Here is a 22,253-nt window from a genome sequence, read left to right on the forward strand (position 1 = left end):
CTGGAATCCCTTATCACGTACAAGTCACGAATGGGGGATTGAGCAAACTCGGGAGCGGTAGTTAGCTGTATTGGTGCTGGCAATCCCGACGATTTTAGTCGAAAAGGACACTCAGAGCATTCTGAAGACGCCGGATGACCCAGATCGACTATTCTGAAAACGGATCGCGGAACCGCGGCGTACGCGGCACCCGGCTTTTGGCCGGGCTGGCCTATGTGGTTGCAGCGGCCTGCCTGTTGCCGATGGTGGCCGTTGTTCTGGCGGCGCTGACCGGCGGGACCGACACGATTGCGCATCTGGCAGAGACGGTGCTGCCCCGGTACACGGTGACCACGCTCATCCTGGTTGTTTTGGTCGCTGCGGGTACGTTCAGCATTGGCACCGGGGCCGCGTGGCTGGTCACGATGACCCGGTTTCCCGGCGTACGCTTGCTTGAGATTGCGCTGGTTCTGCCGCTGGCCTTTCCGGCATATGTGCTGGCCTATGCCTATACCTTTATTCTGGATCATCCGGGGATCGTGCAATCCACCCTGCGCGATGTAACGGGGTGGGGCCCGCGCGATTACTGGTTCCCCGAGATCCGCTCGACCGAGGGTGCGGCGGCGATGCTGATCCTTGTGCTGTATCCGTATGTCTACCTGCTGGCCCGCGCGGCCTTTTTGCAGCAAAGCGCAACCGCCTTTCTGGCGGCGCGTGCGTTGGGCAACAACCCATGGCTCGCGTTTCGGCGCGTGTCTCTGCCGATGGCGCGCCCGGCGATTGCGGGCGGCGTGCTGTTGGCGGTGATGGAGACCATCGCGGATTTTGGCACCGTGTCCTATTTCGGGGTCCAGACCTTTGCGACGGGTATCTATACCAGTTGGTTTTCGCTGGCCGATCGCGCGGGTGCCGCGCAACTGGCCTTATGCCTTTTGACCTTTGCTTTGGTCATGGCAGTGGCTGAACGCACGCAGCGGGGCAAGGCAAAATACTATCAGGCGGGCAAGCAGCACGCAGCGCAGCCCGCCGCACATCTGACCGGCTGGCGCGCTGTCGGTGCCTTTGTTCTATGCGCTGTCCCGGTGCTGTTCGGGTTTCTGCTGCCGGTGATCATTCTTGTTGAGATGGGAATGGAATCCGAGCAGAACCTGCTGTCGGAGCGTTATCTCGGGTTCATCCGCAACTCACTGATCCTTGCGGGGACCGCAGCGGTTGTCACCGTGTCTGCCGCCATCAGCGTCGGGTTTTTTCAGCGCCTTCGCCCCGGTCGCGCCTCGTCAGGTGCGGCTTATATCTCGCGTCTTGGTTACGCGGTTCCGGGTGGGGTGATCGCGGTTGGGCTGATCGTCCCCTTTGCTGCCTTCGACAACGCGCTCGATGCGTGGATGCGCCAGACGTTTGATATCTCAACCGGCCTGCTGGTCACCGGCTCGATCTGGTTGTTGGTTGCGGCCTACATGGTGCGGTTTCTGGCAGCAGCGCTGAGCGCGTATGAAGGCGGGCAGAGCACGGTTCACGCCAATATGGACGCCGCCGCGCGATCCCTGGGGCAAACGCCCTTGGGCACTCTGCGGCGGGTGCATCTGCCCATTCTGACGCCATCGCTGCTGACTGCATTGCTGATCGTCTTTGTCGATGTGATGAAGGAACTGCCCGCCACACTGATCATGCGGCCTTTCAACTTTGATACGCTGGCGGTGCAGGCGTACCGGCTGGCCTCGGACGAGCGGCTTGAGGGCGCGGCGGTGCCCTCATTGGTCATTCTGGCCGTCGGATTGCTGCCCGTGATCCTGATTTGCCGACAGGTCGGACGCCGGTAACACCTTTTGACGAATTGAAGCATAGCAGCGCAACAGGCTTGATTCGGGCGCGATTTCCGGCAAGGCTTGGGGTATGAACATGCAGCCTCCCAGCCGGTTTTCTGCAAACTCGGCCCAGATGCCCGTCGCGTTCGACCGGCGCGAGATGTCCCATATCCTGTCCGTATACGGCCGGATGGTCGCCGCCGGAGAATGGCGCGATTACGGAATTTCCAACCTGTGTGACATGGCGATTTTCTCGATTTTCCGGCGCACGGCGGAACATCCGATCTATCGCATCGAAAAGCACCCACGCCTGCGGCAGAAACAAGGGATGTATTCGGTTGTCGGTATGGACGGACGTATCCTGAAACGCGGCCATGATCTGCGCACGGTACTGAGGGTGCTGGAGCGTAAGCTGATCCGCTCGGTTTCGCCGGATTAGAGCCTTTTGTGGGCTGTCACAGGCCCGTCGCCTTGGGCCAGAATGCGGGCGATTGCCTGATCCATAGGCTCATAGGCCACTGCCATGTGATACGCGTTCGCATGCAACAGCATGTTCGGCCCTGAAACCCATGCCACATGACCCTTCCAGAACAGCAGGTCGCCGCGTTGGGGCGGTGTGCCATCAGGTAGCGCAGTGCCAACTGCCTGCTCCTGATCGCCACTGTCACCCGGACACGCGATACCGCAAGCCAGCAACCCGGCCTGAACCAGCCCGGAACAGTCGATCCCGAACCGGCTGTTGCCGCCCCACAGATAGGGCGTGCCCAGAAACAGCTCGGCCACGGCCACCGGGTCGGTTTGAATGTCCGAGATCGGCGCAGTGTGGACCGTTGGAATGTATCCCAACTCGGTTTCCAGAAACCTGTCCGTCTGCGACAGAGCATGCACGGTGCTGCCAAAGCTCAGCGAGGCCAGATCGCGGGTTTTCATATCCGCCTGTTCATAGGCATGGGTTGCGAGAGCAGTGATCCGGTGGGTCTGCGGCACCTCCGGCCCCAATTGGGCAGACCGGACCCAGCCGGGATAGCCATCTTTGTCGGCGGTGATCCGGCTCCACCCGTCTTGTTCTTCGGCGACCTGCACGGTGTCTCCGAACAGCAATTGCCGGTCACGCGCGCCGTCTGGACTGCGCAGCAGGTCAATGACGGGTCGGATGACGCGCAGGCGGGTCACAGGCCCAATATCTCCGGCAGTGCACCCAGCACGGCGCGCGGGCCTTGGCCCAAACCGCCTTTGCTGCGTCCGGGCGACTTGCTGGGCTGCCATGCATAGATGTCGAAATGCATATAAGCGCTGTTTTCGACAAAGCGGCGCAGGAACAGGGCGGCGGTGATGGACCCCGCGAACCCACCCGAGGGCGCATTGTCCAGATCGGCGATCCCCGGCTCGATCATCGCCTCATACGGTGTATGGAACGGCATCCGCCAGACCGGATCGGCCGAGCGTTGCGCGGCCTGCGTCAGGGCCGCCGCCGCCTGATCGTCATCCGTATAGAACGGGGCCAGATCCGGGCCGACGGCCACGCGCGCGGCCCCTGTCAGGGTTGCCATCGAGATCACCAGATCCGGCTGCCCCTCATCCGCCAGCGCAAGCGCGTCGGCCAGCACCAACCGCCCCTCGGCATCGGTGTTGTTGATCTCGACCGTCAGACCCTTGCGCGAGGTCAGGATGTCACCGGGGCGGAAGGCGTTGCCTGCCACCGCGTTCTCAACCGCCGGGATCAGCACCCGCAGTTGCAGCGGCAGATTCAGCTCCATGATCATCCGGGCCAGCCCCAGCACATTCGCCGCGCCGCCCATATCCTTCTTCATCAGACCCATGGAGGCACCGGGTTTCAGGTTCAGACCACCCGTATCGAAACACACACCCTTGCCGACCAGCGTCAGCTTGGGCCCTTTGTTGCCCCAGCCCATCTCGATCAGACGCGGGGCCTGATCCGCTGCGCGGCCAACTGCGTGGATCATCGGAAAATTCTGCTCCAGCAGCGCATCACCGGTGATGGTGCTGCATGTCGCCCCGAACTCCTGCGCCAGCGCTTCCGCCGCCTGTTGCAACTGGTCGGGTCCCATGTCCGAGGCCGGGGTGTTGACCAGATCGCGGGTCAGCGCCTCGGCATTGACCATCGCCTCAAGCCGCGCGGCATCTACAGTATCCGGCGCGACCAGACGCGCCTTGGCCGGAGATTGGCTGGCGTAGCGGTCAAACGCATAGCCGGTCAGCAGCCAGCCCAGACACTCCATCTCCAACTGATCGGGCGGGACATCGGACCCGAGGTGATACGTGCCTTCGGGCAGCGCCTCGGCAGCGGCGGCCAGAGGGAACCGTTTGCGGGCGCGTTTGGCCTGCGTTCCATAGCCCGCCAGCGCAAACCCGGCCCGGCCATCCTTGCCCGGCACCAAAAGCGCCTGACCTATTGCACCGGTGAACCCGTTCACCTCCACCCAATCACGAACATGATCCGGCTGGTCCTGAAGCCATCCGTCCAGATCGGATTGACCAAGCACATGCAGCGGAACAGAAGCGTCAGAGGGCGGGGCAAAGCTTAGGGTCATGGGCGTCTCGGCTGATTGAATTTGCGCCCAGACTAGCCACCTGCGACCCGCCCGCAACCCCCGTCAGACGGAAAGGTCCTGCTGATCCCAAACGGCGGTCAACGACCGCTCACCCACGCGGATCAGCCGCCCCAGCGTTGCGCCAGCCGCCACCGCATCCCCGGCATCGACCGCGCCTGCCACGTCGCCCGCAACCCGCGCCAGTGCGGTCATCCCGACCTGATCGGCGATCGCCACCAGCGATTTCGAGCATTTGCGCAGGTTCTCCCAATCGCGCTGCCGCCAGAACCGTTCGCAATTCGACAGGCGCACGGCCAGTTCCTCGACCGTGCGGCACAGCACATCCAACGCGTTCTTGTCGCCCAGTTGCCGGTACAGCCCGCTGAGGCGATCCGGGTCCAGTCGCACGGTTTCCTTATGTTCAAGTGTGAGTATCTTATCCACCACATTCACCCTAGTTCAGTCGCCCCCACGGCGTAGGCCTGATGTTTGGCGGGAAATTCTTTGCAAATCCTTGCGCGGAGTTCGGATAATGGCTCGAATTTTCCTTGAATTCAGTTTACAGCGGCCTAAGCAATTGAAGACAGGAACACCGAAATGGATATAGCCAAACCTTTGCCAACCTATCTGGTGAAACGGTATCACGGCTGGAAGGCGACGACATATTCCGAAAATCAGGTCTGGTATCGGCGTCTGGCGGATGAGGGGCAGCGCCCCCGAGCCATGGTGATTTCCTGCTGCGACAGCCGGGTGCATGTGACTTCGATCTTCGGGGCGGATCAGGGTGAGTTCTTCATTCACCGCAATATCGCCAATCTTGTCCCGCCTTACGCGCCCGATGGCGACCATCATGGCACAAGCGCCGCCATCGAATACGCCGTGACGGCCCTGAAAGTGGCGCATCTGATCGTGTTGGGGCATTCGCAATGCGGCGGTGTGCAGGGCTGTATCGACATGTGCAAGGGGCAGGCCCCGCAACTTGAGGCCAAGGAAAGCTTTGTCGGCCGCTGGATGGACATCCTGAAGCCCAAATATGATCTGGTCGCAGATATCGAAGACAGCGCCGACCAGGCCCGCCAGTTCGAACGGCAGGCGGTTGTGGCGTCGCTGGAGAACCTGATGACCTTCCCATTTGTGGCGTCAGCGGTCGAAGACGACACGCTCAGCCTGCACGGGCTCTGGACGGATATCGGTGCGGGCGGGCTGGAGTGTTTCGATCCGCACCAGAAGAGATTCGTGCCGGTCTGACAGCGCCGAACCGCCAGCGCAGGCATCAGGTGCAGTTCAGGGTCTGGTTTTCAGTTGTATTCCGGTATGCTTAGGTCATTGATCGCAATCTCCGGAGCATATTATGAAATGGATTAAACGCATTGTTCTGAGCCTGATCGTGCTTGTTCTGGCGCTTGTGGGCATCTCTTACCTGCTGCCCGGCAAGGCCGAAGTGTCCCGCAGCATCACCATCGACGCACTGCCCGAGGCGATCTTTCCTTATGTGAATTCCATGCAAAAGACCGAGAAATGGTCGCCCTGGCTGCACCGCGATCCCGAAACCCAGCTGTCCTATTCCGGGCCAGCGTCGGGTGTCGGCAATACTCTGAACTGGGCGTCGGACCACCCGCAGGTCGGTACCGGCTCGCAAGAGATTGTGGAAAGCGTCGAGAACCAGAGCGTCCAGACAGCGCTGGATTTCGGCCCGATGGGCACGGCTACGGCGTCGTTTACCCTGCAACCCGAAGGCGGGCAGACTCTGGTCACTTGGGGCTTCACATCTGATCTGGGCCTGAACCCGATGACGCGCTGGATGGGGCTGATGATGGATGGCTGGGTCGGCGGAGATTATGAGCGCGGATTAACCAACCTGAAGGCACTGGTCGAGGGGCAGGGGTGACAGAACCAGCTTTGCGCGCGGCTTGCCCGTCAGAAACTGACCGCCCGCCACCAGAATCCGTTCAGTCAGCCGTGGCCCGCAAATCTGAGATCGCCGCCGCAAACGCCTGCGGGGCTTCCTGCGGCAGATTGTGGCCGACTCCGTCGATGATCCGGCGCTGGTATGGGCCGATAAAGTGGCGCTGATCGAGGTCTTCGTCAGACGGAGGCTCAACCCCATCGTCGCGCCCCAACAAAACAATACTGGGGACCGTGATGTCGGGTTGCCCGGTCAAAAGCTGCTCGATCTCGTTGTAATCGGGGTCACCCGAAACCCCGCCATAGCGGTGTTGGTAGGAATGCAGCACGATGTCCACGAAATCGGGGTTTTCGAATGATGCGGCGGTGGTTGCAAACGTCACTTCATCGAACGCCCAACTGGGCGACCAAAGGGACCATATGTGGCGGCACAGATCATACCGCTGCTGAATCAGACCCGTACGCCCGCGGTCGGTGTGGAAATAATACTGATACCAGTAGCGGGCTTCTTTCTCGGGCGATGCCGGTTTCCATGCGTTTGGAATGTCCTGAATGTTGTAGCCATCGCCGCAACTGACCAAACCACTGACGCGTTCCGGCCAAAGCGCGGCCACAATGCAGGCGGCCCGGCCACCCCAGTCATAGCCGCCAAGCGTTGCACGTTCGATCCTCAGCGCATCCATGAAGGCCAGCAAATCAGCGGCGATTGCTGCCTGTTGCCCTGAACGCATCGTGTCGGGGGACAGAAACCGCGTTCGACCGTAGCCGCGCAAGTACGGCACAAAACACCGAAACCCCTGTCCGGCGAGATCCGGTGCAACCGGATCGTAAGAGCGCACGTCATAGGGAAAGCCGTGCAGCAGAATGACCGGCTTACCATCGGTTGGACCGAACTCATGATAAGCAATTTCAAGCTTACCGGCCTCGACGAAATGCAGTTCTGACCAGGACATTGTGCCTCCTGTTTCGCGGCGGGCGCTGAGAAACCGATTTGGATGATTTGCTGAATATCAAACAAGGCAGGGCATGCAAGTTGCTGAAAGCAGGGGGAATAAGTGACCACCGAAAACTGGGTTTTCTCTGCTGCCCGGCAATAGCGTTTTGTCGCGAAGTGGTTACATAGGCCTGAATTCGCTCATACCGCACAAAAAAACCCCGCCACCGAAGTGGCAGGGTCTGTTTCAAAGTCCTTGATCCTTCAGTGGGCTCAGCCCTTCTTCAGAACCTCACGGCCCAGCAGTTCCGCGATCTGCACCGCGTTCAGCGCAGCACCCTTGCGCAGGTTGTCCGAGACGCACCACAGGTTGATGCCGTTCTCGACGGTCGAGTCCTGACGGATGCGGCTGATGAAGGTGGCGAAATCGCCGACGCATTCGGCGGGCGAGACGTAGCCGCCGGCCTCGCGCTTGTCGATCACCATGATGCCCGGTGCTTCGCGCAGGATGTCGCGGGCTTCGTCTTCGTCCAGGAATTCCTCGAATTCGATGTTCACGGCTTCAGAGTGGCCAACGAACACAGGCACGCGGACGCAGGTGGCTGTGACCTTGATCGACGGATCGACGATCTTTTTGGTCTCGACAACCATCTTCCACTCTTCCTTGGTCGAGCCGTCTTCCATGAAGACGTCGATCTGCGGGATGACGTTGAAGGCGATCTGCTTCTGGAACTTCTTCGGCTCAACCTCGTTGATCGGGTTGTAGACGGCTTTGGTCTGGTCCCACAGCTCGTCCATACCCTCTTTGCCCGCACCGGACACCGACTGGTAGGTCGAGACGACAACGCGCTTGATCTTGGCGCGGTCATGCAGCGGCTTCAGCGCGACGACCATCTGCGCGGTCGAGCAGTTGGGGTTGGCGATGATGTTCTTGTTCTTGTAATCGTGGATCGCCTGCGGGTTGCACTCGGGCACGATCAGCGGAATGTCCGGGTCGTAGCGATAGAGCGACGAGTTATCGATCACCACGCAGCCCGCCGCAGCGGCCTTGGGCGCATAATCCTTGGTCGCGGCAGAGCCTACGGCAAACAGGGCGATGTCCCAGCCGGTGAAATCAAAGGTGTCCAGGTCTTTGGTCGTGAGTGTCTTGTCGCCAAAAGTCACCTCAGTGCCCAGCGAACGGCGGCTTGCCAGAGCGGCAAGTTCGTCCACGGGGAACCGGCGTTCCGCCAGGATGTTCAGCATTTCGCGGCCCACGTTACCCGTGGCGCCGACGACGACGACGCGATAGCCCATTTCATGTCTCCAAAGTTAAGGACGCGCGTTCATAGCCGCGTTGCAGCGAAGAAAAAAGGGCTTTCGCAGGGTATTTCACCGATTGACGCGGATTTGAGGCGGTTCGCTGCGCTTATTCCGCATCCAGCAGAGAGCGGTAGACCTTTACGATGGCTTCGGCCTCGCCTTCGATTCGAAAATTCTGTTCCACATGGGCGCGTGCGGCCTGTCCGGCGGTGGCCAGTTGGGCCGGGTCGGACAGCATCTGATCCAGCGCCTCGGCCAATGCCGGGGCGTTGTCTTTTTCAACCAGCCGTCCGGTCTCAGTGTCCTTGATCTGGGCACTGAACGCGCCCACACCATGGCAGGCGATGGCGGGCACGCCCGAGGCCATCGCCTCAAGCGGGGTCAGACCAAACCCTTCGTGGCGGGCGGGGGCGACGAACAGATCGAGGGCACGATAGGTCTCGACTATTTCCTCCCACGGGCGTTCGCCAAGAAAATGGACACGGTCGCACAAGCCAGCGGCTTGCAGCTTGGCTTCCTGCTCGGCCTGAAAGGCTTCGAATTCGCTGGTGGCGCGACCGGTGAAGATGATGTGGGCGTTGGGATGGTTGGGCAGAACGCTGAGCGCGGCGTCGACCAGCAGATCGACGCCTTTTTGTGGCCTGATGCGTCCGAAACAGCCGATCAGCGTACCGCTGGGCAGGCCCAGCTTGTCGCGCAGGGCTTGTTTGTCGGTCGCCGGGTGGAACAGTTCGGTGTTCACGCCATGCATGATCACCGTCGAAGGGTGCTGCAGGAACGAGGCTGCCTGCGGCGTTGTCGCGATCAAGGCATCCATTTGCGAGATCAGCTTCTTGGTAAACCCGGAATGATCCCGTTGCGCCGCAGAGGTGAACAGAAGTTTCAGATTGCGCCGCAGGACCTTGCGCAGAAACAGGCCCATCAGCATTTCCGTATTGCGCCGCGCGTGCCAGACCCGGCGAGTGCGGTTGGACAGGAACGGAACCTTGATCAGGCGGATATGCGGCAGGTCATCCGGCAGGCCGGGGCCGGTGGCGACGATCCCGATCATCTCTTTCTGGATCGGCAGCAGGCGGATGACCGTGGTTGTGACCCCGGACAGGCTGTGTTTCAGGTTGGGTGCGATCACCTCGATATCCTGCACGGGCCGTCCCTCCGGTTCTAAATCAATCCACGTTGTCCCGGCTGAATAGATAGATCACGCAGCCAATGGCAAGGGTCACGGCGAAAAAGCCGAAGATGGCCAGATAAGGCGCGGTGGCTCCGGCGGCGGTATTGGCCGCATGGATGCGACCGGTCACGAATTGCGCGATCCCAACCCCGCCGATGCCAAAGAGGTTCAGCAAGGTGACCCCGCGCCCCACCAGATGTGGCGGCACAAAAGCCCGGCCATGGGCCATGATCACCGGAAAGCTGGCCCCCAGAAACCCAATGACCGCCAGCAGCAGGACCGAGACCCATATCGCGCTGTCGATCCACAGGCACAGCATACCCAGCGCCGCTGCCCCCAGCGCATTACCGCCGAAGATCACCCATTTCCGCGTGCCCAGTATGCGATCCAGCGGCCCGTAGGCAAAGGTCCCGCCGATCATCGCCGATCCCATGATCAGAGTTGCGGTCCCGATCTGAGTGGTGCTGAGCCCGAAGACGTCGTTCAGATACGGCCCGGCCCACAATCCCCGCAGCGCGGCAGAGGGCGCATAGGCCACCAGCATCAGCGGCAGGATCAGCCACAAGGCGGGTTCCTTCAACAGGTCCAGAACTGATCCCCTATGCTCGGTCTCGACCTTGGCCGGGTCGCTAACGCTGACCCATATGCCAAGGGCGATCACGGCAGAGATCACCGCCAGCCCCAGCAGGGTGGCGCGCCAGCCCATCAGTTCGACCGCCAGCGCGGTGGGGTAAGAGGCGACCAGATTTCCCACCGACCCCACACCCAGCATCACCGCCGCAAGGGTTGCAAACCGGGCAGGCGGGTATTCGCGGGCAAAGATGAAGTAAGACGCCATCAGGACCGGAGAGCATCCGACCCCGATCAGCGCCATTGCAACGCTGATATAAAAGGCCGAGGATGCGGCGGCAAACACAGCCGCCCCGCCAGCACCGCCCACCAGCAGCAGAGCGGCGGCGGTCAGGCGCGGGCCGACCCGGTCCAGCGCCCAGCCCACGGGCAACTGCATGGCGGCAAAGACCAGAAACCAAAGGCCCGAGGCAAAGGCCAGATCCTCGGGCGTGGCACCGATATCCTTCTCAAGATCCAGGCTGAGCACGGCCAGAAACGCGCGGAAGAACTGGCTGAGGACGTAAGCCAGACACAGTACAACCAGCCCTGACTTCATGTAACATCCCCTTCACATCTTGGCACCAATCCTTGGCACGTCGTGGCAAAACGCACAAGCGCGTGTAGAATGTTGCAGAGGGCGGACTTCGATCACGTTTGAGCTAGCTTTTGGGTCAAGCCAATTTGAGGGGGACAATGAAAGACCTCCATTCTGCGTTTTATGAAAACCTTCCGCTGCTGCGGGATTTTAACCGGCTGGCAGACCCGTCGACCTTCGCACCCGTTCCCGATGACTGGATTCTGGGCGTCGCCGATATTGTCGATTCGACCGGAGAGATCGCGCGCGGGCGCTACAAGACGGTCAACATGGTCGGCGCGGCGGTAATCTCGGGCATGATCAACGCCATGGACGGCAAGCTGTTTCCCTATGTCTTTGGTGGCGACGGGGCCGGATTTGCGGTGCCACCCAGCGCAGCGGATACCGCGCGCACTACACTGTCTGACCTGCGGCGCTGGGCGCAGGAGGAATTCTCGATGCCCTTGCGCGCCGCCTTGGTGCCGGTGGCCGAGCTGCGCAAGGCGGGCAAGGATTTGCGCGTGGCACGCTATGCGCCCTCGAACGGGGTGGACTATGCCATGTTCACGGGCGGGGGTTTGGCCTGGGCCGAGGCGCAGATGAAAGCAGGTGTGCATGAGGTGCCGATGGCCGACCCGGGCAGCCAGCCGGATCTAACCGGCCTGTCCTGTCGCTGGTCCAACAGCCCGGCGCAGCATGGTCGCATCGTGTCGGTCGTGGTGCAGCCGACGGCAAGCGCCACCGAAAGCGACTTTTCCGATCTGGCGCAATCGGTTTTGCGCGCCTCGGACGGGTTGGACCGTGCAGGCCATCCGGTGCCCGAGCCCGGCCCGCCCATGACCTGGCCGCCCCCGGATGTGGGCTTGGATGCTCATGTGTCCCGCGCCGGGCGGAACCTGTTGACGCAAAAGCTGATGCTGCTGGGGCAGAACCTGCTGATCGCGATGCTGTTCTGGACCGGCAAACGCATGGGACAGTTCGAACCTGGTCATTACAGGCATATGGTCAGCCGCAACGCCGATTTCCGCAAATTCGATGACGGGCTGAAAATGACGCTGGATTGCGACCCGGCGACGCTGGCCCAGATCGAACACATGCTGGAAGAGGCGCGCGGGCGGGGCAAAATCAGATATGGCCTGCACGCTCAGGATGAGGCGATGATGACCTGCTTTGTCCCTGCAGCCACGCGCGACGACCATGTGCATTTTGTCGATGGTGCATCCGGTGGATATGCGCAGGCCGCAGCGGTCATGCGCGGCTAAGCGGTTATTCCGGCTTCCACTGTGCCGCCAGTGCGCGCGCAGACTGTGCCAGTAGCATCACGTCAATGCCCACGGCCAGAAACGCCGGATCCATCTCAAGATAGGCCGAGGTCGCCTCGTCATTCGTGCCCAGAATGCCCGGAGCCTTGCCGGCAGCCCTGATCCGTTTCATTGCGTCTGCGATCACCGCCCGAACCTCGGGCGCGGCGCTGTTGCCTTGGTGGCCCATATCCGTGGACAGATCGGCGGGGCCGATGAACACCCCGTCGATACCCTCGACCTGCAAAATCTCGTCCAGCGCCGCGATCCCGGCGCGGTTTTCCACCTGCACCAGCAGGCAGATTTCCTGATCCGCGGTCTGGATATAGTCTTTGACGGACCCATACATCGTCGCCCGCGCCGAGGTTGCCCCGACACCACGCACCCCTTCGGGCGGATAGGTGCAGGCGCGGACAAGCGCGCGCGCCTGTTCGGCGCTTTCCACGATGGGCACAAGAATGGTCTGCGCACCTGCATCCAGCACCATCTTGATCAGCCAGGTTTCCCCCACGGGCACACGCACCACCGGATGCGAGGGGCTGTTCGCCAGCGCCACCAACTGATCCCGGATTGAGCGGATGTCATTGGGCGCGTGTTCTCCATCGATGACCAGCCAATCGAAACCGGCGGTTCCCATGATCTCGGCGGTGATTGGTTCGGCAAAGCTCATCCAGCAGCCGATCTGCCGTTTGCCCTGTGTCAGAGCCTGTTTGAACGGGTTATGTGGGGCGGGCATTGGGAACACTCCTGTTTCAGGCTCTTGCGGTGTCAGTGAATTCCGCCAATTGGCCGGGGTCAAGTTCTACTTCTTTTCCCCGCGAATTAGCCGCCTCATCCCATTAAACAAAACAATGCCAGATCGATTGGTATCACGAATTTCAACTGCAAAAACTTGCGCAATTTCTGGATTTAGGTGAGGATTCAGTATGACCGACGAACTTCCCCTAACGTCGCGATCTTTGCCCATTGCTTTGTTGCGGGCGCGGGAAAAGGTTATGGGACCCATTCGGAAATTGCTGGTGGACGCTGGTGTCACCGAACAGCAATGGCGGGTCCTGCGGGTGCTGAACGAAGAAGGCCCGCAAGAACCCACCCATATTGCCGAACGCGCCTGTCTTCTGTTGCCCAGCCTCACGCGGATTCTGCAAAAGCTGGAACAGAAGAAGCTGATTGTCCGGCGCAGCCACCCTCAGGACCGACGTCGCCAGATCGTCGAGATCAGCGCCGACGGTATTCAGGTGATCCATGCCAATCTGGCCGTCAGCGTCGAACAGGCCGAACGCATCCGCACCCAGCTTGGCCCGGACAAGCATGAGATGCTGCTGGATCTGTTGAACGAGCTGAAAGATCTGGAAAGCTAAGGGGTAAATTCGCGATTTGCATTAAAACCCCGCCGGAGATGGTAGGGGGAAATCTCCGGCGGGGTGGCCAGACCCGGACTGGAATTGTGCCTGGCCCGTGTTTCAGAAAGTGCAGAACCGAAAATGGCTCAGTACCGGGGTTTGGGGTCTAGGGGGTAGACCTTTGGCCCTTGCTCCTTCCGAAACAGTCGCGTCCAATTGCAGACTTGTTGGGTTGTCCGCAAGAGGTTTCTTCGAGTCAGTTTGGTCGTGCTATTGTTCCGGTCTTCTATAGGACCGGATGTGTGTCTTTCCCTGTCTCGACGACAGGTGCCGTGCGGCAAATGTCTTTTTTGCTTCGATACCACGTGTTCTAGTGCGAAAGCCGCGGTTTCCAAGCTATATTCTTCAATTCAGGCATGTGGTCCTGCAACACATGCCTTTGAACGATCTGTGCTGGGGGTCAAAAAGCATAGACGCTCTGGACTTGATCAAACCGGGTTGATCAGATTCAGGGAACATATCTGTGGTTGTGTGCCGGAATTGAGCAGTTCCATGCCGAAACAATCTAAAGGCGTTGGTAAAAACAGGCGTGTTTCCGCCGGTTGCCGATAGCGCGGTCTTAACTAAGATGCCTCTGAACACGCAATTAGGGGTCATCATGCAACACTATTTGTTTCCGGTTCCGGACACGCTCGGCCTTCCTGTTGTCGGGGAAAGGGCTTTTTACCCGGTCGGTCGCATCTTTTGCGTCGGTCGAAACTATGCCGCTCATGCCGCCGAAATGGGGCATGAGGTTGATCGCGAGGCGCCTTTTTACTTCACCAAATCCGCCGCAAACGCCGTTTTGGCGGATGCGACAGTGCCCTATCCGCCCGGCACCGGGAACTACCACCACGAGATGGAGCTTGCGGTTGCGATTGGCAAACCGGTGTTCAAGGCCTCCCGTTTGCAGGCATGGGAGGCGGTCTACGCCTATGGCTGCGCGCTGGATATGACCCGTCGTGACCTGCAAATCCGCGAGCGCAACAAGCAACGACCTTGGGATCTGGGCAAAGACGTCGAAAACGGTGCGGTCTTTGCGCCGCTGACCCCGGCCGCCACGTGGTCGCCCGACGATGACAAGCGCATCCACCTGAGCGTCAATTCCGAAGTCCGTCAGGACGCGACCCTGCAAGAGCTGATCTGGAAAATCGATGAGATCATCTGCCACCTGTCCGGTTTCTATCACCTGCGCCCCGGCGATCTGATCCTGACCGGTACACCTGCCGGAGTCGGGCCAGTGGTTGCAGGGGACAAAATCGAAGGCGGGATTGACGGGTTAGAGCCCATTCGCCTGACACTGACAGACGCAGAATAGACCCTATTTAGGGTCTTTCAGCCAATCCTGCGCAAACTCGACCCTATCCAGACCGGCAAAGCGGCGGACCCGATCCAGTTCCGCGTCCAATCGACGGGTGCGGGCGTCCGACCACCGGACCTTGCGCTCGGGCCACATGGCTTTGACCCGCAAAACGCCCGCATCCCGATGGGCTTTCATGTCGATCCGCCCGATCAGCTTGTCGCCCTCAAGCAGGGGGAACACGTAGTAGCCATAGGTCCGTTTCGCCTCGGGCACAAAAACCTCGATCCGATAGTAGAAGCCAAACAACCGCTCGGCCCGGTTTCGGTCGCGCAACATCGGGTCAAACGGGCTGAGCACCCGGATGCGGCCCGTGGGCTGCGGCAGGTCATACGAAGCGTCGATCAGGTCGGGTCGCGCGAACAGCTTGCGCGCGCGCCCGTCCACACAGGTGATCTCAATCTCTTCCAGAGCACCTGATTTCAGCCCCCTGGCGCACCAATTCTTCGCCTCTGCTGGGCTGACCGTATCCCAGAATGCGGCCAACTCGCCCGAGGTTGCAAAGCCAAGCCGGTCCAGTGCCGCGTTGCATAGCCAATCGACCGTCGCCGCTTCGTCACAAGGTCGCTGTCCGGGGCACAGATGTGTTTCGATCACCCGCTCGGTCAGGTCATAGCGTTTCTGAAATCCGTCGCGCCCCACAACGGTCAAAGCCCCCGACCGCCACAGAAACTCAAGCGCGGTCTTGGACGGGTGCCAATCCCACCAGCCGCCAGAGCCCTTCTTTTCGTCCTTCCCGACATCCGAAGACGACACCGGCCCATGGTCGCGGATATGATCCAAAACGATCTGGAACTGCTGTTCGAACCCGTCCCGGCGCCAGTTCTTCCAGCGCGACTTAAGCAACGCTGCATCGCGCTGAAATCGCAGATGCCAATGGCGATAGTAGTCCATCGGAATGACGGCGGCATCATGGGTCCAGTGTTCGAACAGCGCCCGATCCCGCTCGTACAGACGTTTGAGGTTGCCGCTGCGATAGCTGGGCCTGCGCGAGAACAGGATCATGTCATGGGCGCGGGCGACGGTGTTAATGCTGTCCAGTTGTACAAAACCCAGCCGCTGGATCAGATCCAGCAACTCCGCGCCTTTTGCACCGCCCGCAGGTGGCTCGGCCAGCGCGTGGCGATCCATAAACAGCGCCCGCGCCGTCCGGTTGTCTAACCGTCGCAGCGCCATTGGGTCACCGCCGCTTCAGCGTATCGCCATAGCTGATCTTGGGGGTCAGGGTCACACGGGTTTCGATCTCGGAATTCGGATCTTTAAGCCGTTCGGCAATGATCTCGGCCGCCTGGCGACCAATCTCCAACCGGCAGGCATCCATCGTCGCCAATTTCCGCGGCAGGCCCTGCAGCAATTCCACGTTGTTGAACCCGGCCAGACCGATTTGTCCGGGAATGTCGATGCCCTGCTCCAGCAGATACAACAGCCCGCCCGCACCGATCATGTCGTTGGAATAATACAGAAAATTTAACTCGGGTGAGCGTTCCAGCATGGTCTGCGTCATCTCACGGCCCTTGGCCAGAGCGGAGCCGCCGGAATAGAACTCACGATCCTCGATCTCGATCCCGTGCTTGCCCAGCACCTCGGTAAACCCTTCGAACCGCTTCCGTGCCCGGTGATCCAAAGGCATCTTGGTGCCCATGAACCCGATATGTTCATAGCCCGCTTTAAGGATCGCCTGCGCCATCTCACGACCCGCGCGACGGTGGGAAATGCCCACCATTGCGTCCACCGGCTTGCCGTCGGTATCCATGATCTCGACCACCGGAATGCCCGCCGAATCCAGCATGGCCCGCGCAGCCTCGGTATGTTCCAGCCCCGCAATGATCACGCCCGAGGGCCGCCACGAGAGCATCTCGTACAGCACCTTCTCTTCCTTTTCAGGCAAATAATCGGTGACGCCCACCACCGGCTGCAACTCGGTGTCTTCCAGCACCTGATTGATGCCGGTCAGAACCTCGGGGAAAACCATGTTCGACAGCGACGGGATGATCACCGCGACCAGATTGACCCGGCTGGACGCCAGCGCACCGGCGATCTTGTTGGGGACATAGCCCAGTTCTTTGGCTGCAGCCAGAACGCGGGTGCGGGTGGCGTCTGACACGTCGCCCCGGTTGCGCAGGACCCGGCTGACGGTCATCTCGGAGACCCCCGAAGCCTCGGATACATCGCGAAGGGTAAGCGGGCGTTTAGTTTCAGTATTCACGAGAGGGCACCTGCGTTGTTGTTTTGCCCGATGGTAGCGTGAACAGGGCGCAGTTTACAACTGTTCTACGAACCCGCCGTAAACCCGCCGTAAACCCCATGACAAGCCGAAAAAACACAGGTACAGAGACCCTTGCGCGGCCCCGTGGCTCAACTGGATAGAGCAGCCCCCTCCTAAGGGGCAGGTTGCAGGTTCGAATCCTGCCGGGGTCGCCAGCTTAGGGTGTTACTGGCTCTGGGAACCGCGCGCGGGTGCGGTTGGCGAAGGCGACAAGCGACAGCATGACCGGAACCTCGACCAGAACGCCCACGACCGTTGCCAGCGCCGCGCCCGAGTTCAGGCCGAACAGGCTGATGGCGACTGCCACGGCCAGTTCGAAAAAGTTCGATGTGCCGATCATCGCGCAGGGGGCGGCGATGCGGTGGGGGACTTTCAGGGCGTAGGCGGTTCCGTAGGCCAGGGCAAAGATGCCATAGCTTTGGATCAGGATCGGCACGGCGATCAGGACGATGACCATCGGTTTCGACAGGATCGTCTGCCCCTGAAGGCCGAACAGGATCACAACCGTTGCGATCAGGCCCATGATGGACCATGGCTTGACCCGGGCCGAGAAGGCATCGATGGCCTGTTGCGAGCCCAGCTTGCGTCGCGTGATCAGCCCGGCGATCAGGGGAAGGACGACATAGAGAACGGTAGCAAGCACCAAGGTCTGCCACGGAACCGAGATGTCGGTGACACCGAGCAGAAACGCCACGATGGGCGCAAAAGCCACAACCATGATCAGGTCGTTGACCGAAACCTGCACCAGCGTATAGGTCGCATCCCCCTTGGTCAGCTGCGACCAGACGAAGACCATCGCCGTGCAGGGGGCCGCGCCCAGCAGGATCAGGCCGGCGGTGTATTGGGCCGCATCCTCGGGCTGAATCCACGGGGCGAAGACATAATCGAAGAAAAGCACCGCCAGCAGCGCCATGGTGAACGGTTTGATCAGCCAGTTGACGACCAGGGTCACGATCAGCCCTTTTGGTTGGCGCGCCACGCCTGCGACCGCCCCGAAATCGACGCCAACCATCATCGGATAGACCATGGCCCAGATCAGGATGGCGACCACAAGGTTGACGCTGGCGACCTCAGCCGAGGCGACCAGCCCGACGAGGCCGGGCGCGGCCAACCCGATCACCACGCCCGCGACCATGGCGAGGGCAACCCAGATGGTCAGGTAGCGTTCGAATATGCTCATGAATATGCCTCGGACGTTTGGTCGGTCAGTTTGCCCGATGTCAGCGCAGCCAGCGCAACCATTACCGCCGCCGTGCCAAGCACAAGGGACAGCCCGCCGATCTGATAGGTGAGGCCGGACAGGACGGTGCCGACCAACCGGCCTGTTGCGTTGGCCATGTAATAAAAGCCTACGTCCATCGTGACCCGCTCAGATTTGGTGAAGGCGAGGATCAGGTAGGAGTGCAGGGATGAGTTGACGGCGAAGATCGCTCCGAACACCAGCAGGCCGATGACCAACGTGATCGTTAGCCACGTCTCGGGCCCCGAGGACAGCAAAACAGCCAGTGTTAGAGCCGCAGGAATGCAGAACAAACCTGCCGCCCAGCTGCGGGCGGCGCGGATCAGGTCACCCTCGCTGCGGTCCGAGGCGCGCAGGATCTTGGGGGCGCTGGCCTGTACCGCGCCGTAGAGGATGACCCATATCGCCATGAACGTGCCGATCATGAAGAACGCGGCGCGATTGCCATCCTCGGTGCCGTCGGACAGGACGGCGTAGAAATAAATCGGGATGCCCACCACGAACCAGACATCCCGCGCGCCGAACAGAAAGACACGGGCCGCTGACAGCCAGTTCACGTTGGCGGATTTCGAGAACACCTCGGATAATTTCGCGCCTTTGCGCCCTTTAGGCAGCCCCGGCGGCATGAACCGGATGACGGCGAACAGGATCACTGCCAGAACAACAGCCATGACCACGATGGCGGTCATGAAGCCCAGCGTTGCCAGCATCGCCGCACCCAGCAGAAAGCCCAGCCCTTTGACCGCGTTCTTTGACCCGGTCAGCACGGCAACCCAGCGGAACAGCCCGCCGCCCTCGGCTGGGGCCAGCAGTTTGACAGCGGATTTCGAGGACATCTTCGCCAGATCCTTGGCCACCCCGCTGGCCCCTTGCACTACCATGACAAAGGCAACCGATGTGGCGACAGTCCAGTGCGGGTCCAGAAAGGTCATTGTCAGCAGCGCCGCCACCTGTAGCCCCAGCCCGGCATAAAGGGTCGAGGTCAACCCGAACCGCGCCGCAATCCAGCCCGCGGCCAGATTTGTCACCATCCCGGCGATTTCATACAGAACAAACAGATACGCCAACTGCACGGGCGAGAAACCCAACGTATGAAAGTGCAACAGCACCAGCATTCGCAAGGCCCCGTCGGTCAGCATAAAGGCCCAATAGGCCGCCGTGACCGCGATATAGGCCGACAGTCCCTCGGGCCGGTTGGTCACAGCGAGGCCCCGACCATCAGCGCCACATCGACCAGACGGTGGGCATAGCCCATTTCATTGTCGTACCACGCGTAGATTTTCACCTGCGTGCCGTTCACCACCATGGTCGACGGTGCATCGACGATCGAGGAGCGTTCGTCATTGGTATAGTCAGTCGACACCAAAGGCCTGGTTTCATAGCCCAGAATACCCTTCAATTCGCCTTCGGCGGCGGTTTTGAACAGGGCGTTGACCTCCTCAACCGTGGTCTCGCGCTCGACCTCGAACACGCAATCGGTCAGCGAGGCGTTCAACAGCGGCACCCGCACTGCATGGCCGTTCAGACGCCCCTGAAGTTCGGGGTAGATCAGAGTGATGGCCGTGGCTGACCCGGTTGTGGTCGGGATCAGCGAGTTCAGCGCAGACCGCGCGCGGCGCAGGTCCTTGGCGGGGCGGTCGACGATGGTCTGCGTATTGGTCACGTCATGGATCGTCGTTATCGAGCCGTGTCGGATGCCCAGATTCTCGTGGATCACCTTGACCACCGGGGCGAGGCAGTTGGTCGTGCACGAGGCCGCCGTCACGATCTGATGGGCGGCAGGATCGTAGATCGCATCATTGACCCCGAAGACAATGTTGGCGGTCGGGCCGTCCTTGACCGGGGCCGAGACGACAACCTTCTTCACGCCTGCGTCGAAATAGGGGGCCAGCTTCGCCTCGGTCTTGAAGACGCCGGTGCAGTCGATCACCACATCGACACCGTCCAATGGCAGGGCACTCAGGTCCTTGTTGCCGATAAAGGGCAGACGGGTGCCGTTGATGGTGACGCTGTCGGCGTCATGATCGAATGTTGCGTCCCAGCGGCCATGCACAGTGTCGAACTCCAGCAGATGCGCGTGCATCTCGGGGTCGCCGACCGCGTCATTGATCCAGGCGATCTTTGCGCCTTTCTCCAGCAACGGCTTCAGCGCCAGTTTTCCAATTCGACCAAGGCCGTTTACAGCATATGTGGTCATATCATTCCCCGACCGAGTTTCTGCCGATGTCATCGACAGCAGATTGCAACGCGATCCGGTCAAGGCTTTCGACCGGCAGTGATGTGAAGGCTTCGATCCGGTGCTTCAGTGCGCCATAGGCGCTTTGGAACGCCAGACTTTTCTCGGCATCGGTTCCGGTGGCTTTGACCGGATCTTCCATGCCCCAATGGCCGCTGATGGGCTGACCTTCCCAGGCCGGGCATTCTTCGTTGGCGGCTTGATTGCAGACGGTAAAGACGAAATCCATTTCCGGTGCGTCCTCGGTTGCGAACTCGGACATATGCTTTGACCGCAGCACCGAGGTGTCATGCCCTTTGTCCTTCAACACCTGAACGGCGAACGGGTTCAGTTCGGACACAGGCTGGGTTCCGGCGGAATGCACGTTGAACCGATCCCCACCGAGTTGGCGCAGCAGGGATTCGGCAAAGATCGAGCGGGCAGAATTGCCAACACACAGAAACAGGACGTTGAACTTGCGATCTGTCATAGTGTCATTTCCTTTTGTGAAAGGCATGCAAATGTCCGGGCGGCCCCGGCAGCAATCGACAATCAGAAAATCCAGCATCCCCTGAACAGTCTTCATGTCGACCGAGTAGCGCAGCGAAGTACCGGATCGTTCCTGAGTCACCAGCCCCGACCGTTGCAGTGCGTTCAGGTAGTTCGACATGGTGCTGGGTTTGATGCCCAGTTCCCCCGCAAGCTCGCCCGCAGGCACGCTGTCAGGAAACCGTCGCATTAACATGCGAAACACAGTGATACGCTGCGGGTGGCCCAGGATGGCCAGTTGGTCAGTGATTCTTTCTATCATATTTCATGAAATATCGAAATAAGAGTTGCGGATCAATTCGCGACTGGTGCCGTTACAAAAATTTCACAAATCAGGATGTCACCGCTGCGCAGCGTGATCAAAGCCCGGTTCACGCGCATCTGGACTTGCAGGCGCAAGAGCGACGGTTTAAACGAGCCTTCACACCCGGTTCCGGGTGGCCCAGGGTGCCGCTGTAGCTCAGCTGGTAGAGCACGTCATTCGTAATGATGGGGTCGGGGGTTCGAGTCCCTTCAGCGGCACCAGTTCTTCTCAGTGAAAACGCCGTCGATTTTTGACTCAATCGCTTCGGATGACCGTTGGATGGTCGGAATTGGACCTATCATTCAGCACTGAATCTGAGACACCCGAAAAAACGACGTAACGTCGCTTTGGTTGACACTTTCCTTAACAAGTTGACGTAAGCGTCAACTATCGCTGGTTATTTTGACTACGCGGTCAAAAACTGATGCAAATCGTCGATTCCTTCCCCCTTACGTCTCAAAACGAAACCCCTACATCCGCCGTGTCGCTGCGGGAAGCACTCACGGAAGGGGATCCTAGAGCCTGCCTCACCAGTTGCGCTCGGATGTGGCCCGCAGCGGCAAAGCTTGGGCAAATAAGTGGGAGGAGAGAATTTGATACCGTATGTCTTGTCTGTTCTTCGCAAGGCTCAAACGAGCGAGAACGCTGACGTGAATCATCACGATCACCAGTGCGTCATAGTATTGGACGAGGAACAGGGATCGCCCAGACTGAAGAAGGACGAGCTGCGGGATCTCTTTCATGTCGCGTTTGTCGAGATGGACCGCGATTTGCCAAAACGCCGAAAGAAAAAAGCACAGTC

General features: G+C 60.3%; 22 protein-coding genes and 2 tRNA genes. 9 read left to right on the forward strand and 15 right to left on the reverse strand.

Annotation, left to right across the window (positions count from 1 at the left end):
- Positions 1-134: 134 nt before the first annotated feature.
- On the forward strand, positions 135-1,799 hold the full coding sequence (locus tag ACR0MO_RS10225) for an ABC transporter permease (protein ID WP_480583421.1): 1,665 nt from the start codon (positions 135-137) through the stop codon (positions 1,797-1,799).
- Positions 1,800-1,872: 73 nt separating this feature from the next.
- A complete protein-coding gene (locus ACR0MO_RS10230; RefSeq protein WP_170521016.1) occupies positions 1,873-2,223 on the forward strand; it encodes a DUF2794 domain-containing protein in 351 nt (116 codons plus the stop codon).
- Here ACR0MO_RS10230 and ACR0MO_RS10235 read toward each other — a convergent pair.
- From ACR0MO_RS10235 to ACR0MO_RS10245, 3 genes are all read right to left on the reverse strand, one after another.
- On the reverse strand, positions 2,220-2,957 hold the full coding sequence (locus ACR0MO_RS10235) for a C40 family peptidase (RefSeq protein ID WP_170453426.1): 738 nt from the start codon (positions 2,955-2,957) through the stop codon (positions 2,220-2,222). The two genes, ACR0MO_RS10230 and ACR0MO_RS10235, sit on opposite strands and share 4 nt — an antisense overlap.
- Positions 2,954-4,336, reverse strand: a complete 1,383-nt coding sequence (locus ACR0MO_RS10240; RefSeq protein WP_480891062.1) for a leucyl aminopeptidase family protein — start codon at positions 4,334-4,336, stop codon at positions 2,954-2,956. The genes ACR0MO_RS10235 and ACR0MO_RS10240 overlap by 4 nt, the downstream gene beginning before the upstream one ends.
- 63 nt (positions 4,337-4,399) lie before the next feature.
- Positions 4,400-4,789: a hypothetical protein gene (locus ACR0MO_RS10245; protein ID WP_170735601.1), complete on the reverse strand. Its 390-nt coding sequence runs from the start codon at positions 4,787-4,789 to the stop codon at positions 4,400-4,402.
- Between the two features lie 144 nt (positions 4,790-4,933).
- Between ACR0MO_RS10245 and ACR0MO_RS10250 the strand changes: the two genes are divergently transcribed.
- Together ACR0MO_RS10250 and ACR0MO_RS10255 are read left to right on the forward strand one after the other, a co-directional pair.
- The gene (locus ACR0MO_RS10250) at positions 4,934-5,584 is read left to right on the forward strand and encodes a carbonic anhydrase (RefSeq protein WP_170453429.1); all 651 of its coding nucleotides are present in this window, start codon (positions 4,934-4,936) and stop codon (positions 5,582-5,584) included.
- 103 nt (positions 5,585-5,687) lie between these two features.
- A complete protein-coding gene (locus tag ACR0MO_RS10255; RefSeq protein WP_170735602.1) occupies positions 5,688-6,224 on the forward strand; it encodes an SRPBCC family protein in 537 nt (178 codons plus the stop codon).
- 61 nt (positions 6,225-6,285) lie between these two features.
- On the opposite strand, the gene ACR0MO_RS10260 is transcribed toward ACR0MO_RS10255, so the two are convergent.
- The 4 genes from ACR0MO_RS10260 to ACR0MO_RS10275 form a co-directional block, all read right to left on the reverse strand.
- Positions 6,286-7,194: an alpha/beta fold hydrolase gene (locus ACR0MO_RS10260; protein WP_480872995.1), complete on the reverse strand. Its 909-nt coding sequence runs from the start codon at positions 7,192-7,194 to the stop codon at positions 6,286-6,288.
- Positions 7,195-7,448: 254 nt separating this feature from the next.
- Positions 7,449-8,471 carry an aspartate-semialdehyde dehydrogenase gene (locus tag ACR0MO_RS10265; protein WP_480891065.1) on the reverse strand — a complete coding sequence of 341 codons (1,023 nt, stop codon included), beginning with the start codon at positions 8,469-8,471 and terminating at the stop codon, positions 7,449-7,451.
- Between the two features lie 112 nt (positions 8,472-8,583).
- Positions 8,584-9,621 (reverse strand): glycosyltransferase family 4 protein, encoded by a 1,038-nt coding sequence (locus ACR0MO_RS10270; protein ID WP_480626507.1) that lies wholly within the window; start codon positions 9,619-9,621, stop codon positions 8,584-8,586.
- Between the two features lie 22 nt (positions 9,622-9,643).
- A complete protein-coding gene (locus tag ACR0MO_RS10275) occupies positions 9,644-10,816 on the reverse strand; it encodes an MFS transporter (RefSeq protein WP_170735604.1) in 1,173 nt (390 codons plus the stop codon).
- 137 nt (positions 10,817-10,953) lie between these two features.
- Between ACR0MO_RS10275 and ACR0MO_RS10280 the strand changes: the two genes are divergently transcribed.
- A complete protein-coding gene (locus ACR0MO_RS10280) occupies positions 10,954-12,096 on the forward strand; it encodes a DUF3095 domain-containing protein (protein WP_170735605.1) in 1,143 nt (380 codons plus the stop codon).
- A 4-nt stretch (positions 12,097-12,100) separates the two neighbouring features.
- Here the strand turns inward: ACR0MO_RS10280 and ACR0MO_RS10285 are convergent, their stop codons facing one another.
- Positions 12,101-12,871, reverse strand: coding sequence for an HpcH/HpaI aldolase family protein (locus ACR0MO_RS10285; RefSeq protein ID WP_170623416.1), 771 nt, complete (start codon positions 12,869-12,871; stop codon positions 12,101-12,103).
- 190 nt (positions 12,872-13,061) lie between these two features.
- Here ACR0MO_RS10285 and hpaR point away from each other — a divergent pair, with 190 nt between their 5' ends.
- Positions 13,062-13,496 carry a homoprotocatechuate degradation operon regulator HpaR gene (gene hpaR / locus ACR0MO_RS10290; protein ID WP_170453436.1) on the forward strand — a complete coding sequence of 145 codons (435 nt, stop codon included), beginning with the start codon at positions 13,062-13,064 and terminating at the stop codon, positions 13,494-13,496.
- 640 nt (positions 13,497-14,136) lie between these two features.
- Entirely contained in the window at positions 14,137-14,835 is a 699-nt protein-coding gene (locus tag ACR0MO_RS10295) for a fumarylacetoacetate hydrolase family protein (protein ID WP_480891068.1), read from the forward strand.
- 3 nt (positions 14,836-14,838) lie between these two features.
- Here the strand turns inward: ACR0MO_RS10295 and ACR0MO_RS10300 are convergent, their stop codons facing one another.
- Positions 14,839-16,053 carry a DNA glycosylase AlkZ-like family protein gene (locus ACR0MO_RS10300; protein ID WP_170453438.1) on the reverse strand — a complete coding sequence of 405 codons (1,215 nt, stop codon included), beginning with the start codon at positions 16,051-16,053 and terminating at the stop codon, positions 14,839-14,841.
- Positions 16,054-16,057: 4 nt separating this feature from the next.
- Positions 16,058-17,083 carry a LacI family DNA-binding transcriptional regulator gene (locus ACR0MO_RS10305; protein WP_170453439.1) on the reverse strand — a complete coding sequence of 342 codons (1,026 nt, stop codon included), beginning with the start codon at positions 17,081-17,083 and terminating at the stop codon, positions 16,058-16,060.
- 138 nt (positions 17,084-17,221) lie between these two features.
- On the opposite strand from ACR0MO_RS10305, the gene ACR0MO_RS10310 reads away from it, so the two are divergent.
- Positions 17,222-17,298 (forward strand) — tRNA-Arg (locus ACR0MO_RS10310).
- A gap of 2 nt (positions 17,299-17,300) precedes the next feature.
- Here ACR0MO_RS10310 and arsB read toward each other — a convergent pair.
- The 4 genes from arsB to ACR0MO_RS10330 are packed head-to-tail and all read right to left on the reverse strand — an operon-like array spanning position 17,301 to position 21,409.
- On the reverse strand, positions 17,301-18,323 hold the full coding sequence (gene arsB, locus ACR0MO_RS10315; RefSeq protein WP_480708438.1) for an ACR3 family arsenite efflux transporter: 1,023 nt from the start codon (positions 18,321-18,323) through the stop codon (positions 17,301-17,303).
- A complete protein-coding gene (arsJ, locus tag ACR0MO_RS10320; protein ID WP_480891072.1) occupies positions 18,320-19,585 on the reverse strand; it encodes an organoarsenical effux MFS transporter ArsJ in 1,266 nt (421 codons plus the stop codon). The genes arsB and arsJ overlap by 4 nt, the downstream gene beginning before the upstream one ends.
- Positions 19,582-20,580: an ArsJ-associated glyceraldehyde-3-phosphate dehydrogenase gene (locus tag ACR0MO_RS10325; protein ID WP_170521047.1), complete on the reverse strand. Its 999-nt coding sequence runs from the start codon at positions 20,578-20,580 to the stop codon at positions 19,582-19,584. Before ACR0MO_RS10325 ends, arsJ begins: the two co-directional genes overlap by 4 nt.
- A gap of 1 nt (position 20,581) precedes the next feature.
- Positions 20,582-21,409 (reverse strand): arsenate reductase/protein-tyrosine-phosphatase family protein, encoded by an 828-nt coding sequence (locus ACR0MO_RS10330; RefSeq protein WP_480891075.1) that lies wholly within the window; start codon positions 21,407-21,409, stop codon positions 20,582-20,584.
- Between the two features lie 187 nt (positions 21,410-21,596).
- On the opposite strand from ACR0MO_RS10330, the gene ACR0MO_RS10335 reads away from it, so the two are divergent.
- A tRNA-Thr gene (locus tag ACR0MO_RS10335) sits at positions 21,597-21,672 on the forward strand.
- Positions 21,673-21,978: 306 nt separating this feature from the next.
- Here the strand turns inward: ACR0MO_RS10335 and ACR0MO_RS10340 are convergent.
- Positions 21,979-22,194, reverse strand: coding sequence for a hypothetical protein (locus ACR0MO_RS10340; protein WP_480891078.1), 216 nt, complete (start codon positions 22,192-22,194; stop codon positions 21,979-21,981).
- Between the last annotated feature and the right edge of the window lie 59 nt (positions 22,195-22,253).

Source organism: Ruegeria sp. K5 (assembly GCF_056531805.1).

Coding starts and splice junctions, on each gene's coding strand:
- ACR0MO_RS10225 (WP_480583421.1), top strand. CDS start 135: ATGACCCAGATCGACTATTCTGAAAACGGATCGCGGAACCGCGGCGTA.
- ACR0MO_RS10230 (WP_170521016.1), top strand. CDS start 1,873: ATGAACATGCAGCCTCCCAGCCGGTTTTCTGCAAACTCGGCCCAGATG.
- ACR0MO_RS10240 (WP_480891062.1), bottom strand. CDS start 4,336: ATGACCCTAAGCTTTGCCCCGCCCTCTGACGCTTCTGTTCCGCTGCAT.
- ACR0MO_RS10250 (WP_170453429.1), top strand. CDS start 4,934: ATGGATATAGCCAAACCTTTGCCAACCTATCTGGTGAAACGGTATCAC.
- ACR0MO_RS10255 (WP_170735602.1), top strand. CDS start 5,688: ATGAAATGGATTAAACGCATTGTTCTGAGCCTGATCGTGCTTGTTCTG.
- ACR0MO_RS10260 (WP_480872995.1), bottom strand. CDS start 7,194: ATGTCCTGGTCAGAACTGCATTTCGTCGAGGCCGGTAAGCTTGAAATT.
- ACR0MO_RS10265 (WP_480891065.1), bottom strand. CDS start 8,471: ATGGGCTATCGCGTCGTCGTCGTCGGCGCCACGGGTAACGTGGGCCGC.
- ACR0MO_RS10275 (WP_170735604.1), bottom strand. CDS start 10,816: ATGAAGTCAGGGCTGGTTGTACTGTGTCTGGCTTACGTCCTCAGCCAG.
- ACR0MO_RS10280 (WP_170735605.1), top strand. CDS start 10,954: ATGAAAGACCTCCATTCTGCGTTTTATGAAAACCTTCCGCTGCTGCGG.
- ACR0MO_RS10285 (WP_170623416.1), bottom strand. CDS start 12,871: ATGCCCGCCCCACATAACCCGTTCAAACAGGCTCTGACACAGGGCAAA.
- hpaR (WP_170453436.1), top strand. CDS start 13,062: ATGACCGACGAACTTCCCCTAACGTCGCGATCTTTGCCCATTGCTTTG.
- ACR0MO_RS10295 (WP_480891068.1), top strand. CDS start 14,137: ATGCAACACTATTTGTTTCCGGTTCCGGACACGCTCGGCCTTCCTGTT.
- ACR0MO_RS10300 (WP_170453438.1), bottom strand. CDS start 16,053: ATGGCGCTGCGACGGTTAGACAACCGGACGGCGCGGGCGCTGTTTATG.
- arsB (WP_480708438.1), bottom strand. CDS start 18,323: ATGAGCATATTCGAACGCTACCTGACCATCTGGGTTGCCCTCGCCATG.
- ACR0MO_RS10325 (WP_170521047.1), bottom strand. CDS start 20,580: ATGACCACATATGCTGTAAACGGCCTTGGTCGAATTGGAAAACTGGCG.
- ACR0MO_RS10330 (WP_480891075.1), bottom strand. CDS start 21,409: ATGATAGAAAGAATCACTGACCAACTGGCCATCCTGGGCCACCCGCAG.
- ACR0MO_RS10340 (WP_480891078.1), bottom strand. CDS start 22,194: ATGAAAGAGATCCCGCAGCTCGTCCTTCTTCAGTCTGGGCGATCCCTG.